The sequence below is a fragment of the Bacillus pseudomycoides DSM 12442 genome, from assembly GCF_000161455.1.
GTDB lineage: Bacteria > Bacillota > Bacilli > Bacillales > Bacillaceae_G > Bacillus_A > Bacillus_A pseudomycoides.
Genome location: NZ_CM000745.1, coordinates 1,262,902 through 1,278,718 on the forward strand (window position 1 = coordinate 1,262,902; position 15,817 = coordinate 1,278,718).

At 34.7% G+C, this 15,817-nt stretch carries 19 protein-coding genes; 10 read left to right on the forward strand and 9 right to left on the reverse strand.

All coding sequences use genetic code 11. The features are described 5' to 3' along the window. Nucleotides 1-122: 122 nt before the first annotated feature. The 5 genes from BPMYX0001_RS06225 to BPMYX0001_RS06245 are packed head-to-tail and all read left to right on the forward strand — an operon-like array spanning nt 123 to nt 3,679. Nucleotides 123-500 carry a GntR family transcriptional regulator gene (locus tag BPMYX0001_RS06225; RefSeq protein ID WP_003196110.1) on the forward strand — a complete coding sequence of 126 codons (378 nt, stop codon included), beginning with the start codon at nt 123-125 and terminating at the stop codon, nt 498-500. Next, nucleotides 500-1,198 carry an ABC transporter ATP-binding protein gene (locus tag BPMYX0001_RS06230; protein WP_006094117.1) on the forward strand — a complete coding sequence of 233 codons (699 nt, stop codon included), beginning with the start codon at nt 500-502 and terminating at the stop codon, nt 1,196-1,198. Before BPMYX0001_RS06225 ends, BPMYX0001_RS06230 begins: the two co-directional genes overlap by 1 nt. After that, a complete protein-coding gene (locus tag BPMYX0001_RS06235) occupies nt 1,195-1,986 on the forward strand; it encodes a hypothetical protein (RefSeq protein WP_018781040.1) in 792 nt (263 codons plus the stop codon). The genes BPMYX0001_RS06230 and BPMYX0001_RS06235 overlap by 4 nt, the downstream gene beginning before the upstream one ends. Nucleotides 1,987-2,000: 14 nt before the next feature. Further along, nucleotides 2,001-2,903, forward strand: a complete 903-nt coding sequence (locus tag BPMYX0001_RS06240; protein ID WP_018781039.1) for an ABC transporter ATP-binding protein — start codon at nt 2,001-2,003, stop codon at nt 2,901-2,903. Beyond that, nucleotides 2,903-3,679, forward strand: coding sequence for an ABC transporter permease (locus BPMYX0001_RS06245; RefSeq protein ID WP_003196114.1), 777 nt, complete (start codon nt 2,903-2,905; stop codon nt 3,677-3,679). The genes BPMYX0001_RS06240 and BPMYX0001_RS06245 overlap by 1 nt, the downstream gene beginning before the upstream one ends. A gap of 30 nt (nt 3,680-3,709) precedes the next feature. Here BPMYX0001_RS06245 and BPMYX0001_RS06250 read toward each other — a convergent pair whose 3' ends face one another. After that, nucleotides 3,710-5,167, reverse strand: coding sequence for an alanine/glycine:cation symporter family protein (locus tag BPMYX0001_RS06250; protein ID WP_006094120.1), 1,458 nt, complete (start codon nt 5,165-5,167; stop codon nt 3,710-3,712). Nucleotides 5,168-5,395: 228 nt separating this feature from the next. On the opposite strand from BPMYX0001_RS06250, the gene BPMYX0001_RS06255 reads away from it, so the two are divergent. Next, nucleotides 5,396-6,409, forward strand: a complete 1,014-nt coding sequence (locus tag BPMYX0001_RS06255; protein WP_033799626.1) for a CPBP family intramembrane glutamic endopeptidase — start codon at nt 5,396-5,398, stop codon at nt 6,407-6,409. A gap of 59 nt (nt 6,410-6,468) precedes the next feature. On the opposite strand, the gene BPMYX0001_RS06260 is transcribed toward BPMYX0001_RS06255, so the two are convergent. Together BPMYX0001_RS06260 and BPMYX0001_RS06265 are read right to left on the reverse strand one after the other, a co-directional pair. After that, nucleotides 6,469-6,651, reverse strand: a complete 183-nt coding sequence (locus BPMYX0001_RS06260; protein ID WP_003196117.1) for a DUF3913 family protein — start codon at nt 6,649-6,651, stop codon at nt 6,469-6,471. Nucleotides 6,652-6,747: 96 nt separating this feature from the next. Continuing rightward, nucleotides 6,748-7,206, reverse strand: a complete 459-nt coding sequence (locus tag BPMYX0001_RS06265) for an Lrp/AsnC family transcriptional regulator (protein ID WP_003196118.1) — start codon at nt 7,204-7,206, stop codon at nt 6,748-6,750. A gap of 126 nt (nt 7,207-7,332) precedes the next feature. Between BPMYX0001_RS06265 and BPMYX0001_RS06270 the strand changes: the two genes are divergently transcribed. The 3 genes from BPMYX0001_RS06270 (at nt 7,333) to BPMYX0001_RS06280 (ending at nt 8,835) form a co-directional block, all read left to right on the forward strand. Next, entirely contained in the window at nt 7,333-7,755 is a 423-nt protein-coding gene (locus BPMYX0001_RS06270) for a carboxymuconolactone decarboxylase family protein (protein ID WP_018764186.1), read from the forward strand. Then, nucleotides 7,755-8,324, forward strand: a complete 570-nt coding sequence (locus BPMYX0001_RS06275; protein ID WP_006094122.1) for a cysteine hydrolase family protein — start codon at nt 7,755-7,757, stop codon at nt 8,322-8,324. The genes BPMYX0001_RS06270 and BPMYX0001_RS06275 overlap by 1 nt, the downstream gene beginning before the upstream one ends. A gap of 112 nt (nt 8,325-8,436) precedes the next feature. Further along, nucleotides 8,437-8,835 (forward strand): SseB family protein, encoded by a 399-nt coding sequence (locus BPMYX0001_RS06280; protein ID WP_003196121.1) that lies wholly within the window; start codon nt 8,437-8,439, stop codon nt 8,833-8,835. Between the two features lie 353 nt (nt 8,836-9,188). Here BPMYX0001_RS06280 and BPMYX0001_RS06285 read toward each other — a convergent pair whose 3' ends face one another. Continuing rightward, on the reverse strand, nt 9,189-10,097 hold the full coding sequence (locus BPMYX0001_RS06285) for a S66 peptidase family protein (RefSeq protein ID WP_006094123.1): 909 nt from the start codon (nt 10,095-10,097) through the stop codon (nt 9,189-9,191). Between the two features lie 117 nt (nt 10,098-10,214). On the opposite strand from BPMYX0001_RS06285, the gene BPMYX0001_RS06290 reads away from it, so the two are divergent. Then, a complete protein-coding gene (locus tag BPMYX0001_RS06290) occupies nt 10,215-11,312 on the forward strand; it encodes an NAD(P)H-dependent flavin oxidoreductase (protein ID WP_006094124.1) in 1,098 nt (365 codons plus the stop codon). 17 nt (nt 11,313-11,329) lie between these two features. Here the strand turns inward: BPMYX0001_RS06290 and dltD are convergent, their stop codons facing one another. The 5 genes from dltD to BPMYX0001_RS06315 all read right to left on the reverse strand — a co-directional run bounded on the left by dltD (nt 11,330) and on the right by BPMYX0001_RS06315 (nt 15,648). Next, nucleotides 11,330-12,505: a D-alanyl-lipoteichoic acid biosynthesis protein DltD gene (dltD, locus tag BPMYX0001_RS06295; protein WP_018781033.1), complete on the reverse strand. Its 1,176-nt coding sequence runs from the start codon at nt 12,503-12,505 to the stop codon at nt 11,330-11,332. After that, nucleotides 12,502-12,741 (reverse strand): D-alanine--poly(phosphoribitol) ligase subunit DltC, encoded by a 240-nt coding sequence (gene dltC, locus BPMYX0001_RS06300; RefSeq protein ID WP_003196126.1) that lies wholly within the window; start codon nt 12,739-12,741, stop codon nt 12,502-12,504. The genes dltD and dltC overlap by 4 nt, the downstream gene beginning before the upstream one ends. Before the next feature lie 70 nt (nt 12,742-12,811). Further along, nucleotides 12,812-13,978 carry a D-alanyl-lipoteichoic acid biosynthesis protein DltB gene (gene dltB, locus BPMYX0001_RS06305; protein ID WP_018781031.1) on the reverse strand — a complete coding sequence of 389 codons (1,167 nt, stop codon included), beginning with the start codon at nt 13,976-13,978 and terminating at the stop codon, nt 12,812-12,814. Then, on the reverse strand, nt 13,975-15,489 hold the full coding sequence (dltA, locus tag BPMYX0001_RS06310) for a D-alanine--poly(phosphoribitol) ligase subunit DltA (RefSeq protein WP_006094127.1): 1,515 nt from the start codon (nt 15,487-15,489) through the stop codon (nt 13,975-13,977). The genes dltB and dltA overlap by 4 nt, the downstream gene beginning before the upstream one ends. A gap of 12 nt (nt 15,490-15,501) precedes the next feature. After that, nucleotides 15,502-15,648: a teichoic acid D-Ala incorporation-associated protein DltX gene (locus tag BPMYX0001_RS06315; RefSeq protein ID WP_006094128.1), complete on the reverse strand. Its 147-nt coding sequence runs from the start codon at nt 15,646-15,648 to the stop codon at nt 15,502-15,504. Nucleotides 15,649-15,817 lie beyond the last annotated feature (169 nt).

The following is a 15,817-nucleotide window of genomic DNA, read 5'->3' on the forward strand; positions in this document are numbered from 1 at the left end:
GAAGGTAGTGCAACGAAGGTTGCACTACCTTTTTTTGTTATATTTTTAACTTACAAGTATTTACATCCCTTTCGTCTTAGTGTACTATTTAACTAGTACACTAAGACGAAAGGAGGGGAGAAATGAAAATTGAGTTTTCTCCTAACATACCGATTTATATTCAGATGATGGAATACATAAAAAAGGAAATTGTAACAGGTCATTTATTACCTGGTGACAAAATTCCCTCTGTACGTGAATTAGCGAGTGAGTTACAAGTCAATCCAAATACAATTCAGCGTACATTTCAAGAACTAGAGAGAGAAGGTATCGTTGTAACACGCAGAGGGATGGGGAGATATGTAACGAGCGAAGGGGAGAAAATTATGGAGCTGCGCAAAGATATGGCAAAAGAGTTGCTTCATTCTTTTATAAACGGAATGGACAATTTAGGTTTTACAGAAGAGGAAATTCTCTCAATCCTTCGTTCCTCATTGGAAGAGAAAAGGGAGGAGAGCTGATGACAGAGCTATTAAAAATAGAGAACTTATGGAAGCGATATGGTTTAAAAGCAGTGATTCGTGAGCTAAACATAGAGATTACAGAAGGAAAAATCGTTGGTCTTGTTGGAGATAACGGTAGTGGAAAAACAACATTATTGAAAATGATCTCAGGTTTGCAGCACCCTTCGGAAGGAAATATCACAATAGCAAGTGAGAAAGTAGGTTTAGAAACAAAAAAGATTGTTTCATTTATGCCTGATAGACCAGTATTTGATGAATGGATGACTGTAAAAGAGGCTTTATTTTTCTATAGAGACTTTTATCAAGATTTTGATATTCAAAAGGCGGTTGATACGATAGCTGAATTTAAAATACCGCTAGAAGAAAAAATTACAGTACTGTCAAAAGGAATGGTTGAAAAGCTACAGCTGATTTTAACATTTTCGAGAAAAGCAAAACTTTATATATTAGATGAACCACTTGGTGGAATCGACCCTGTTTCACGGGAGCATGTGCTAGAACTTATATTACAATTTTATCGTGAAGATTGTACTATCATCATTTCGACCCATTTAATTGGCGAAATTGAAAACATTTTTGATGAGGTTATCTTTTTGAAGGATGGTGAGATTGTACTGCATGAGAATGTAGAAGAGCTTCGTTTTCAGAGGGGAAAAGCTGTAAATGAGTTGTTTAAGGAGGTGTTCAGGAAATGAGTTCACTTCTTCGATATTTATATAATTGTAATAAAAAGAAGGTATGGATAATTTATTTTGGATTTATTACTATTTCATTAATTTTATTATTTAATATGAAGGGGTCCTCAGGGATAAGGGTTTCAAATAGACAAGATATAGCATTAATCATATTTATATTCTTATTTTGTATGACTGCATTTTCTATCTTCTTATTGGCGATCTCTTCTTTCAGAAAAATAGTAAGAGGGTCTATGATTCAATATGTTGCCATCCCATCAAAGAAATATATATATGCGAATTTATTATTTTTTATAATAATGTTTACTCTATTGTCGTTAATAGGAATTGCTTTTTTACATCTTCTTTCTATCAATATATATGAGAATAAAGCAAATGGAGGGGTACAACAAGCCATTAATAGGTTATACAATTATGGGCTTTTACACCATTTGTTCTCTATCTTCTTATGGATTATAGATTTAGTGAGTACATTAGTTTCTCTGTATTTCATAATCATAGTTGTAAAACTATTTAATGTGAAATCCTCATTAAATAAAATGTTATTTATAATTTTCTTTGTTGTTTTCGGTGGAATCCAGTTTGTTATAACTAATATGCTAGACAAAATAAATATATATGTATTTTCGATAAAAAATGTTGGAGTTATAGATAAAAATGGTTTTTTCGAAACATCTTTTTATTTTAATGATGCTTCAAATATTTCTTATTTAATTTTTAGTTTATTATTAACTTTTTTATTGATGGTAATAACAAGTCATATCATCGACAAAAAACTAGAAGTCTAAAGGAGGAACAATCATTGGGAAACGTAGTAGTGAAATTAGAAAACGTCCATAAAAAAATAGGGAAAAATGAAATTATTCGTGGTCTTTCATTTGAGGTTCGTGAAGGGGAAGTATATGGATTTCTTGGACCGAATGGAAGCGGGAAAACGACGACAATTCGGATGATGACTGGTCTGATTTCAATGACAAAAGGCGATATTACAATTTGTGGTCATAGCATTCAGACAGAACGTGAGAAGGCGTTAGAACAAATTGGGGCGATTGTCGAGAATCCGGAACTCTATGACTATATGACAGGAATGCAAAATTTAAAGCATTTTGCAAATATGGCAGTTAAGCCGATTAGTAAAGAACGAATTACTGAAATTGTAAAACTTGTAGAATTAGAACACGCTATCCATAAGAAAGTGAAAACATATTCACTTGGAATGAAACAACGTCTGGGGATTGCGCAAGCACTTTTACATAATCCGAAAATTTTAATTTTAGATGAACCGACGAACGGATTAGATCCGGCTGGTATTCGTCAAATTCGTGATTATTTACAACGATTAGCGAAAGAGGAAAATATCGCTGTCATCGTATCGAGTCATTTATTGAGTGAAATTGAATTGATGTGCGATCGTGTTGTTATTATTAAGCAAGGACAGTTTGTGCAAGAGTATAACTTACATGAGCAAGCAAAGCATGGTGAAACGGTTGTAGTGGCATTTGAGGTAGATCAAATTCAGAAAGCGAATGAAATTATTAAAGGTAAGGCACAGGGGAGCGTAGTTGAGACATCTGTAGCGAAAGAAAAGATTCCGCAAATTGTAAAACAACTTGTGCATGCTGATGTACTTGTATATGGCGTTACAGTACAAAATAAAACGTTAGAAGATGAGTTCTTAGCGATTACAGGGGGAGTGAGAGCGTAATGTTTAAATTAATTCAAAATGAATTGCTAAAATTACATGCAAAAAAAGGTATGTATATTTTAATAGGTGTAATTGCTGCATTAGAAATTTTAGGTGTCCTCGCAATATTAAAATGGGGTGAAGCTAAAGATTTTAATGGAACATATTTAGATTTTACGAAGTCAGATATTAGTTTAGTTATTTTATTTGCAACAATTTTCGGTATTACGATTGCTTCTCGTACGATTACAGAGGAGTTTCAAAAAGGAACGATTAAGCAATTATTAATTCGTCCGAGAAAAAGAATTATGATTTTATTTTCTAAATACATTTCTGTATTACTAACAATGCTATTTGTTGTCTTTGCTGGTATGTTAATTGCAATGATTATCGGTGCAATTGCAATGGACGGAGGGAAAACAGATTTAACGTTAAGCATATTGCTTAAATCAATCTCATATCAACTTCTTGCACCGTTCTTCTTTGCAACACTTGCCTTTTTCTTGGCAAATGTATTTAGAAAATCTGTGTTGCCATTAATTATTACATTGTTCCTATTTTTCCTACAAGGGCCAATTAAGATGGCACTTATGATGTTTGGAAAAGGTACTGTGAAATTTGTTGTGTTTTTCCATTTGAACTTAAGTATGTACGACAGCAACAAATTAATTAGTGGCGGCGCTGAACCACCATTTACAGAATTTAATTTCACAACATCTTTACTGCTAGTACTTGCTTATTTTGTAGTATTACTCGTTGCATCAAGTACATTATTCCAAAAGCGTGATGTACTATAATAGAAAAATCCCCGCTCGCGGGGATTTTTCTTAACCAACTTTTTCTTCTGTTTTTTCACGATCCCAGCATTCTGTATTTTCTAAACCAGGAATGCTGTCGGCGTAGAAGACAGGATCTTTTCCAGCCTCTTTTTGCTTCATATAATCTTTTAATGCTGCAAATGCGTATTTGCTTAAGAATATGATTGTAACTAAGTTGAAGATTGCCATAACGCCCATAAATAGGTCGGCTAAATCCCAAACAACTTGAATGGTTGCAACAGAACCTAGGAATACCATACCAATTACAGCGATGCGGTAAATCATAAGTGTTGTTTTGCTTCCTTTTAAGAACTCGATATTTGTCTCACCATAATAGTAATTTCCGATTAGAGAACTGAAAGCAAACAAGAAAATTGCTACAGCGACAAAGATTGGAGCCCAAGGACCAATATGTGCTTTTAACGCTTCTTGTGTTAACTGAATACCGTTTAAATCTGTTCCAGTATGAACGTCTGATAAAAGGATAATAAAAGCAGTACAACTGCATATTAATAATGTATCTGTAAAGACACCAAGTGTTTGAATAAAACCTTGTTTAACAGGGTGTGTTACATTAGCAGTCGCAGCTGCGTTTGGTGCACTACCCATACCAGCTTCATTGGAGAATAAACCACGTTTGACACCAAGTAAAACAGCTGCACCAAAGCTACCGCCCGCGATTTCTTTTATGCCAAATGCGTGTGCTAAAATTTCTTTTATCATTTCTGGAATCAATGTAATATTTGTCACGACAACAAATAGTGCAACTGCAACATAAATGATTGCCATAACTGGTACAATCATTTCTACAACACGTGCGATTCGTTTTACGCCACCAAAAATAATAACAGATAATAGAGCAGCTAATGAAACTCCAACTATTTTTGGATCGATATGAAAAGCACCATCGAATGCAGATGTTACGGTATTTGCTTGTACAGCGTTAAAGACTAAACCGAAACTAACTGTGATTAAAACGGAGAAAATCATACCCATCCAGCGTTTGTTTAAACCTTTTTCCATGTAGTATGCTGGTCCACCACGGAATGTTTTACCGTCTTTAATTTTATAAATTTGTGCAAGTGTACTTTCAACGAAAGCAGATGCGCCGCCAATCATAGCGATAAGCCACATCCAAAAGACAGCACCTGGTCCACCCGTAGAAATAGCAATTGCTACACCAGCTAAGTTACCTGTTCCAACACGTGATGCTGTACTCATGCAAAACGCTTGGAATGAAGAAACACCATGCTTTTCTTTTTGTGCTTTACGTGTAGAAGGGCTTGCGCCATCGCCTAGCAAACGGATCATTTCACGAATTTGACGGAATTGAACAAATCCAGCTCTTATTGTAAAATAACAACCTACAGTGATTAACAATGTAATTAAAATATAACCCCATAAATATTCGTTTGTTGTTGTAATAAACTTATGAATCGGAGTAATGACATTTTCAAAAAAATCCATGTGCGTAATCCTCCTTATTCCTATCATGATAATATGTTTTGAAAAAACAGGTATAAAAAGCGACGTTTAACATTATAACAGAAAATCTTGCAAAGAGGAAATTACAAAATAGATTCCTTATTATATATTTTAATAGGTATAGTATTTAAAAGCGAACTGAGAAAAATAGGAAGAATTTTAATGATATTCATATTAAAATATAAATATATCATCTTGGGGGTGTTTTTTATTCAATACGCATTTTCACGTATACGACTTCGGAATTTTTTTGCATGGATGATTTTGGGTATAGTAGTAATGGTGCTACCGCTATCCTTTGCGGGCGCTTCAGAAAATGTCATGGATGTTGCAGTGCAAATTTCGGTGTTTTTTGTATTTCCACTACTATGGTTATATTTAAAAACACGAAAAAATAATGTTATATTTACTAGCTTCTTTGATAAACCATCACGGTTAAACTGGAAGATAATCATAGTTGCAACCGCAATGGGAATGATTTTTGCATTCGGTGTATCTTTTATTCAATTTTACATATTAGCACATCTTGTTCCAGATTTCTTAATGGGTGTATTAAGTGATGATAGTGTAATTGATATGAGTAGCACATATACAAAAATCTTTAGCTTTATTTCAGCATGTATTTTTGCACCTATTATGGAGGAAGTTATCTTTCGAGGTTTCTTTTTACAGCGTATGACGTTTAAGTGGGGGATAAAACGTGCTGTAATTGTGTCCTCTCTTATTTTTGGTTTAGGACATTTTGATGTAGTCGGTGCTTTTGTATTTGGTGTTGTCATGTGTCTTCTTTACATAAAAACGAAAAATATATGGACGAATATTGCTGTTCATGCGTTGAATAATTGTATAGCAACTACCATCCAATTAACGAGTGGTGAAGGAACAGATGATGTCATTTCGATTGCTGAATTACAAGGACAAAGTAATTTATGGATTGGACTCGTTGTAATTCTGATCAGTTTATTATGGTTGGCACCTTTTATTCGTAAAAATTGGCGAACTGTAAAAGAAGTGGGGGTACCACCTCTTCGTTTTATCAATGAAGATAAGGCAGTTGTATCATTACAACAAAATAAAATGTATAGTCAAGTCATTTTAACGGATCAACTTATGGCTGTAGAGTTGCCAGATGAGGCTGTGAATCAGTTGAGATTAGAAGAGAATGATTATGTAACGGTTGTAGTAGAGAATGAAAAAATTATTATAACAAAGGCAGAACACTGATAAGAGTATAGGAAATGAAAAATAGCAGCTCTCCAATATAAATGAGGAGAGCTGCTATTTTAATGGATAACAATTTCAACGTGGAAGTTGTTTCCGTTTTTTACATATTTAATATCTGTGACTGTACGAACCATTTTTAAAATTTCCACCTTTTCCCCAATTCGAGGGATGGTGGGAACATTATCCCAAATGCCAAGTAAATCATCTTCTTGTATCGTTTTTTCGTAAAACCAAATTTTCAATGTAATGCCCCTTTCTCGAACTTTATGTATTTTAATACATAATAAAACATTTTTATTCTTTTTGTAAGGGGTTTTTTATTATATTTTGAATAAAAATTAATTTTGTTCTTCTGGAAAAATATGTTCGATATCAGGAGTAAGGGATACTTCCGATAATACGATATGAGAAACAGTTGTTGCATATGAAGAAACATCATTAATAAACTCTTCAAGTTCAACTAATGAAGGAACAGAAATTTTAACGATATAACAAAGACTTCCAGTTACGCGATAGCAAAAGCTTGCCGATGGATACGATTGAATAAATTGTTGCATGCGCGTTGTATCACCATTTTTTAAGGTGATTTCTAAAATACAATCTAAGACGAGCCCGGCTTTTTTATAATCAATATCAATTGTATATTTTTGAATGACTCCTTCATTTTCTAACTTACGAACACGTTCTGCAGTAGAAGGCGCGGATAAGTTTACGCGTTTTGATAATTCTCGCATAGAGAGGCGACTATCATTATATAATTCATTTAAAATTTTACGATCTACACGATCTAATTGCATATGTAACTATACCTCCAGTAAAATAATGATTTTTGTAAAGAAAATATATAAATAAAGATTCATATGAAATGTGAAAAGGCTATACTTTATTTTACAATAAAACAGAAAGGAATAGGAGGAGAAATGATGGAGAGAATTTCATTATCAGATGTAGGAGAAACAAAGTTTCAAAAATTATTAGGGCATTGTCCAGATATACTACATACTTGGAGTGTATTAGAAAATACATTATATGAAAAAGGGGCACTTTCTGCAGAATTAAAAGAACAAGTACGTAGAACACTTGCTTTTGGAAATGAGTGTTTGTATTGCATGGCAAAAGGAAAGCCAGATGATGTGCAAAAGGTAGAAGAGATTAGTACTGCTGTAACCTTTGCACATGTATTTGTACATAATCGTTCAGCGATAGATGATAAGATGTTTGATGTGTTGAAACAGTATTGGAGTGAGGCAGAGATTGTAGAACTCTGTGTATATATTTGCTTTATTACTGCTTCACAACAACTTGGATTTTTATTTCAATTACAGCCAGGAGAGGAGAAGGAATAATGCTGAAACAGTCAGCACTTATTATTATTGATGTACAAAAAGCGTTTAATCTACCTTATTGGGGCGAGCGAAATAATCCTTTTGCAGAAGAGAATATGAAAAGTTTATTAGAAGAGTGGAGACGAAGAGATTTGCCGCTTTTTCATATACAACATGTAAACAAAGAAAATATAGAATCGATGTTTCATCCAAATGCAGAAACAAGTCAGTTTAAAGAGGAAGTACAGCCATTACAAGGGGAGATAGTTATTCAAAAGTGTGTGAACAGTGCATTCATGGGAACAAATTTAGAAAAGCAATTAAAAGAGAAGAACTGTAACTCGGTTATTATTGTTGGGTTAACGACGAATCACTGTGTGGAAACAACAACACGGATGGCTGGAAACTTAGGCTTTTCAACGTATTTAGTAAGTGATGCAACAGCTACATTTAATCGAAAAGGGCCGGATGGTTTACAATATTGTGCAGAAGAAATTCATAATATGACCCTCGTAAATCTTCATGAGGAATTCGCTACCATCGTTACAACATCGGAAATATTAGAGAAGGTAAGATTGGTTCAGTTGTAACGATGAATGATTGATACTATTTCAATAAAATATTTGAATAATTATGTGGAAAAAAATAAGAATATTTCGTATAATTAAAGTATAATTATTTTGAAAATAGGGGTGGCAGCATATGGAGCAAATTCCAGTAAAGAAAATAGAAACAGTACTCGTTTTAGCAGAAGAGGATAAACAAAAACAAAAGGAATTTTATGAATTGTTGCTAACAACTCATTTTTATGTTGCTGGATCTATAGAGGCGGATGATTCTGCATCAGAAGGAACACTTCGTTTGCGTTATTTCCAAGGAGAGGGTAGATGGATCGTACCGTTCTTTACACAATTGGAATTTGTGAAAGATGTGTTGCCGGAAGAAACGCCCCTTATTACGATACGTGGGAAAGAATTATTTGAAAATCTAGATCAAGAAGCGACGGCGGTATTGAATGTTGGTACAGAGCTTAGCAAAACGTTTATTCCAGAAGAGGTTGCGGATATAGCATCTGGGCGTATATTTAATTATTATCAGTAAAAAAATTGTTGTCAGCACTCCTTATAGTCAACTCGGTATAAGGAAATATATATAAATACAAATTGAAAAATCGACATAAAACCTAATATGTAGGTGGAAGAGAGCATCCGACCATGCATAAAAGCGGTCAGACCCTCTTCCTGCCCCATGCTAAGTGAAAACAAAGAGAGAAAGTAAGTGCGGGTCACCTTTTTCTTCATAACAGCGACTTATATGTTGAAAAATCAAAATGGATATATATAGTAAAAAGGAAAAGCGATACACGCTCTTCCTTTTTTTGCTGTGAATGAAAAATTATATAGAGTATTTCCTTCTAACCTAATATAAAGTGAAATCTTAATCAGTGAGGATGATTAAAATTTCACACCTGAAGGGATAGAAAGTGTATTTCTTTCCGTGTCCATTGTGGCAGTAACACCGAGTGGTATTCCGACATTTGGCTGTATATGCCCGATAGGAAGGCCGAATAACACAGGAATATTGTATGGAGCGAGATAGTTATACAATATGGTTTGTAATGATAGAGACTGCTTTGAGGCTATACAATCATGGCAGCTGGTGAATACAACTCCTGCACATTCATTCAATTTTCCTGCTAAATGTAATTGATTGAACATGCGATCAATACGATACGGTTCTTCTCCAATATCTTCAAGTAATACAATTTTATTCGCTGTATAGATTTCATAGGGGGTACCCAGTGTACTTACTAAAACGGTTAAATTACCTCCAACTAATGGTGCGGAAACTGTACAAGTAGATGTAGTGGTAATGCATTCTGCTGCTGGTAAAATAGTTGAATACGGATAGAATAGTTGATTGAAAGAAGATAAAGAAAGAGAATTCACTCCTTTTCCTAATTCTTCAATCATAGGTCCATGGAATGTAATGAGTCCTACATATTGTGAAAAGGCAATATGTAAAGCAGTAATATCACTATATCCCCAAAAAATCTTCGGGTTGTTTCGAATGAGTTCATATTGAATATGAGGAAGGAGACGACCACTTCCGTATCCACCTCTTGCGCAAAAAACGGCTTGCACTTCAGGATTGGAAAAAGATTCATGTAAATCCTGAAGGCGGATTGCATCATTTCCAGCTAGATAGCCGTATTTCTCGTAAACACTTTGACCAATTATTACGGATAGGCCCATTGTTTCTAATACTTTTTTTCCTGCAAGAACGTGTTCTATTACTGGAGGGCCTGCTGGAGCAATAATCATTACCGTATCACCTTGTTGTAAGACATTTGGCTGAATCATTTAAATCTCCTCCTTCGTTTTCAATATATTCGTTTATAAGCAGTTCGATCCTTTTAAAAGAAGGGAAAAGTTTGTTGAGTCGAGAAGATATAAGAGGGCATAGGGAGGGGGAGAAGGATGTTTACAAGCAGAGTAAATGATGTATTACAAATAAAGTATCCAATTATTCAGGCTGGTATGGCAGGTGCAATTACGACACCAGAGCTTGTTGCGGCTGTGTGTAATAGCGGCGGCCTAGGGACGCTCGGGGCTGGTTATATGAGTCCGGAACAAATTCGTCAATCTATTTATAAAATAAGAGAGTTAACAGATAGACCGTTTGCAGTAAATTTGTTACTTACGAAAGAAATACAAATTGAGGAAGAAAAAGTACAAGTAGCAAGAAATTTATTAGAGCCGATACGAAAAGAATTAGGTATAGATGAGTATAATCAATCATTACAACTTCCGAAAAGTTATAAAGAACAATTGCACGTGTTAAAGGAAGAAAAAGTTCCGGTTATAAGCTTTGCATTTCACACGTTAGAACAAGAGGAAATTGTATCGTTGAAGAAAGAGGGCATAAAGATAATTGGAACAGCTACAAATGTGGCAGAAGCGAAGGTGCTTGCTGAATTAGAGGTAGATGTAATTGTTGGACAAGGTAGCGAGGCTGGAGGACACCGCGGGACTTTTATTGGGAAAGAAAAAGATTCTATGATCGGTACATTTGCATTAATTCCACAAATGGTAGCCGCAGTATCAAATATCCCAATTGTAGCGGCAGGAGGCATTATGAATGGACAAGGTCTTGTTGCAGCAATGGCACTAGGTGCAGAAGGCATTCAAATGGGAACAGCATTTTTAACAAGTGAAGAAAGTATTACACATAATGTACATAAAAAAGCGGTACTGCACAGTACAGATACGAGTACAACTGTAACGAGATCATTTTCTGGAAAATATGCAAGGGGGGTTCGAAATACATTTATAGAACAACATGAAGAAAAAGAAGAAATGCTCCCAATGTATCCAGTTCAAAATGTATTAACCGCTAAAATACGTCAAGAAGCTGCAAAACAAAACAAAGGGGAATATATGTCACTCTGGGCTGGACAAGCTTCTTCATTAGCAAGAAAAGAATCAGCTCAGCAAATTGTTGAACGAGTGTTGGGAGAAGTAAAGGTAACCGTAGAAAATTTACAAAGCATATATACAAAAAGACCACTTGAATAATTCAAGCGGTCTTTTTATTAGTTTGTTTTATAAAATTGCTGGATCGCTTCGTCGATGTATACCCAGCCTTTCCAGCCTAAGTGCATATGATCTTTTAAGAAGTATTTGTCATACTCATGGTTTGAAAAGTCAGCAATTGGATAGCCAGCTTGTTTAATTTGCTCATGAACTTTCTTATAGTATAATTCGCGTCGTTCTTTCGGGAATCCAGCATAATCATACCAAGGACCTTTTACAGGAACAGAAATGAAGAGTGGTTTTGCACCAGATTGTTTTAATAAATCGAGCGCAATTTGTAAATCTTCATATTCTGGAGAGTGATCATAAGCGTCATTTTTTAAGTAATCTTTGCGTTGCTTCAATTTCTTTTTAATTTTGCTATTGAAGTAATCATCTTCGATACCATACTGATTTGATTTTGATTCTAATTCACCAGTTTGATCCGCGTGTTTACGTGCTTCATTCCAGTTCATTTGTTTCAATGCTGGATCAAGTTGTTCTTTATGCGGTTTAATATCGAACATCACTGTAAATATGTCTTTGCGATCTAAAATATTACGGTAAAGATAAGCAAATGGTTTCGCTGCAATTGCTTTTATCTTATGTTTAGTATCATCATAGACAATGCCTTCTAAAGATGTTTTTAATAACGTCTCTTTTTTTACAATTTCAAAGTTCAATAAACGTTTTGCAATTTGTTTTTTCATTTCAGGCTTTAAATCATTGTTAAAAATGAAATGGTAGCCTTGTTGTTTTGAAAAGTTAGGTGCAAAGTGTGTTTCATCAATGCCTTGTGGCACAAACCATTGTGGTGAAAGAACAAAGACCATTTTTTTATCTTTTAATTGATCCATTGTAGATGCAAAGTTTAGCACATGGATAAGGTCTTGCGTTCCGCCACGACCAAGAAGAAATGGTGTGAATCCTTCAGGTTTTACTTTAAAGTAATTGGATGGATGAAAAGCATCCATTCTCGCAAATTCCGATGAACCATACATCGGAAGGTATTTCGGATCTTCTAACATTTTTTGCTGTAAAATCATACTTTGTATTTTCTCTGATTTTAGAGAAGTTGCCGCCTCTTCTACTTTCTTATCACTGACAAGCGGAAGTAGAAAGCGTGTTGGAATAAGTAAGAATACAGCAAAAAGGGCCAATGCTAAGAGCATCGGTCCAAAAGTTGCTTTTTTCATCGGATTTCTTCCAACTTTTTAATAATCATGTTTGGTGTTGCCCACTCATCACGATCAAAATCAGAAATAGATACTTCGATATCTAGACGTTCTTGGAATTCTACTAATAAAGATACTGTACCGAAAGAATCAAGGATACCTTCTTCAAATAATTGTACATCTGGATTTTCTTTTACAATATCATTTTCACAAACTTCTTCTAAAATATCTAATACTTGATCTTTAAATTCTGCCATTTTTAAAATCTCCTTTATATCCGAAATATATTATGTGTAACTTCTTAGCTGTAAGAAAAGAAGCTATTCATTAAAAGTATCTGTTAAGGTGACCAGAGAAGATTAGGAAACCGAAACATACGAAATGGAACGTAATCACTACTGCAAGAACATGCATGAATTTATTGTTTGGCCAAAATTTATGTTTCTTGTTCTTTCGTTCGAAAATATCAAACGAAATAAACAAAACAGTATGGTAAAGGCCGTAAATAATGTACTGGTAAACATGTTCACCTAGAATATGCCAAACGCCCATAATGAAAAAGTTTAAAAATGCACCGATATATGAAATCGTGTAGCGATTTTTAAGTAGCTTTTTCTTTGTTGCGAAAAAGACAAAGCGCATATAAATAAAATCACGGAACCAGAATGATAAGGTCATGTGCCAACGGTTCCAGAAATCTTTAATGTTACGACTAATAAATGGTTTATTAAAGTTTTCTGGTGTTTTAATACCCATCATATAACTGACACCAATTACGAATGCACTATAACCTGCGAAGTCGAAGAATAGGTATAAACTGTAACTATACATATAAATCGCATTAGAGAAAATGGTATCTTGATTCGCAAATACTGCATCAACAAAATGCTTCTGCAATAAATAAGCGATAATAAACTTATACAGGAAACCTTGGAAAATACGATTAATACCTGTATAGAGTAACTTTTGATATTCTTCAGCACTTGGTGGCTTTTGAATATCTTTTTGGAACCTACGATAACGATCAATAGGTCCAGTCGAGATAGCTGGGAAGAACAGAACAAATTCCCAGAAATTAAAGAATGAGAATTCTTTAATTAAACCGTCACGAATCTCAAATACCATTTGTACTGCTCTGAATGTTACATAAGACATACCAGCAAATACAATGAATTTTAATTCATGTACAAATGGTGCGATTTTTGCCAGAATTAGTGGCAAAATCGATAAAATAACAGCCATGTAAAACATGGACGTATTATTATTTTGTTTTCTTAATAATAAATAGCCTTTAATAAGGATGTATTGCCAAATGATAAATGCTGCTAACATCATTGCTTGCTTCGGTTTGTCAGAGAAAATAAGTGCAAGCATTACTAACGTTAGAACGGCATTATATTTACGCAACATTTTACCTTTTAATCCAGCTATGATAGTAGGTATTAATAAAATGCCCACTATAGCGAAAAAATAAAATGATCCATATGCGGTCATGCTGTAACCTCACTCAATAATTTTTTGCGATCTACCTTTCCATTTGGTGTCATTGGAATAGAAGATTGATACATGAATTTACGTGGAATCATGTAGTTTGGTAATCGCTCATTGAGTTCTTTTTTGATTGCAGATGTCAATTTGAATTCTTTTTCAAATGAATGCTCTCCAGGAACAACAACCGCTAATAAATAATCGTATTTTTCACCTTTTTTAATTGGAACAACAACTGCTCCTTCTACGTAAGAACACGCGCGAAGGTGATGTTCGATTTCTTCTAATTCCATTCGATAACCATGAAGCTTAATTTGGAAATCAAGACGACCATTATAGAATAGAAGACCATTTTCTACATAGCCAGCATCACCTGTTTTGTAGGCGCGCTCACCATCAATCATTGTGAATACTTTTTCTGTTAATTCAGGGCTTCCTAAATAACCAACGCTTACGCTTGGACCGACAATTACGATTTCACCTTTTTCACCATCTGGTGCAATCGTGCCATCTTCTTTCATAATAAGAAGGCGACAGTCTGATTTACAGTAGCCAACAGGAAGAGATTTATATTTATCAACAACTTCTTGTGTAACGTGAATGGCTGTTACAGCAACAGTAGCTTCTGTAGGACCGTACGTATTCATAATTGCTGCTTTCGGGAAGCGCTCAATTAATTTTCTAGCTACTTCATTTGGTAATACTTCACCGCAGAATAAGAATGTTTTCATGTTTGGTAGCATACTTTCAGAGAAAGAAGCTTCCATTAAACACATTTCTGCGAAAGATGGTGTGGAAGTCCATACTTGAATATCCGATTGCTCTAAAGAAGCAAACAAGTCTTTTGGACGTGCAATCATATCTTTATCGATTGCCCAAAGTGTACCACCTGTTACTAACGATGGGTAAATGTCCATTACAGATAAATCGAATGAGAACGGTGCTTGGTTTAAGAATACTTGTCCTGTTTGTAAGTTGAAATCTTTGGCAGCCCATTTTGTAAAGCTAACAAGGCAATTATAAGTAATCTGCACACCTTTCGGGTTACCTGTGCTCCCTGATGTGTAAATAATGTAGAAGTTCTCATCATCTTTTACCGCATGCTCAGGGTTTGGCGTTTGCCCTTTATGAGTAAAGAAAATGTCTTTTAAGTTGTCTTCACATACGATGCGAACTGGTAAGTCAGTTACAGCAACTTCTACCGGAGATAGAAGTAATTTCGCACCAGAACTTTCAGCAATACGTAGCACACGATCAGCTGGAATAGATAAATCTACAGGAATGTAAGCATGTCCAGCTTTCACACACCCTAAAAAGTTGATGATCATTTCAGGTTGCATATGGCCATAAACCATAATTGGTGAACGATCATCTGGATACTCAGAAGAAATCCAGTGCGCCAATGCATCAGAATCTTCCTTTAATTGTTTGTACGTAATTTTCGCATCTCGCCAAACGAAAGCGGTTTGATCAGGCGTTTCTGTCGCCCACTTTTCGATTTGTTCTAATAACTTCATAACGTTCCCACCCTAAAATTCATTGTAAATAAATGTACTTGTGTTTGTATCATGGAATCCATACAACCAAAGTAGTGCAAATAAAATTGCAAGGTAATAAACCGTCTTTGCAAACCATTGTGTGAGTGGTCGAGACCATATCTCTTTTAATCTTTCCATGTCTTTCCCTCTCTTATGAAATAGTAACTATATGTAGGTATCATGTCCTACATCATTGTGAAAAAAACAAAATTCCACATTTTAGGTAAAATTAAGACAAAAAGGCTCTTTTTTGATAGTAGCACTAAATACTAAAAAAGAAAATCCCTAACTTAGCAATTATATTACA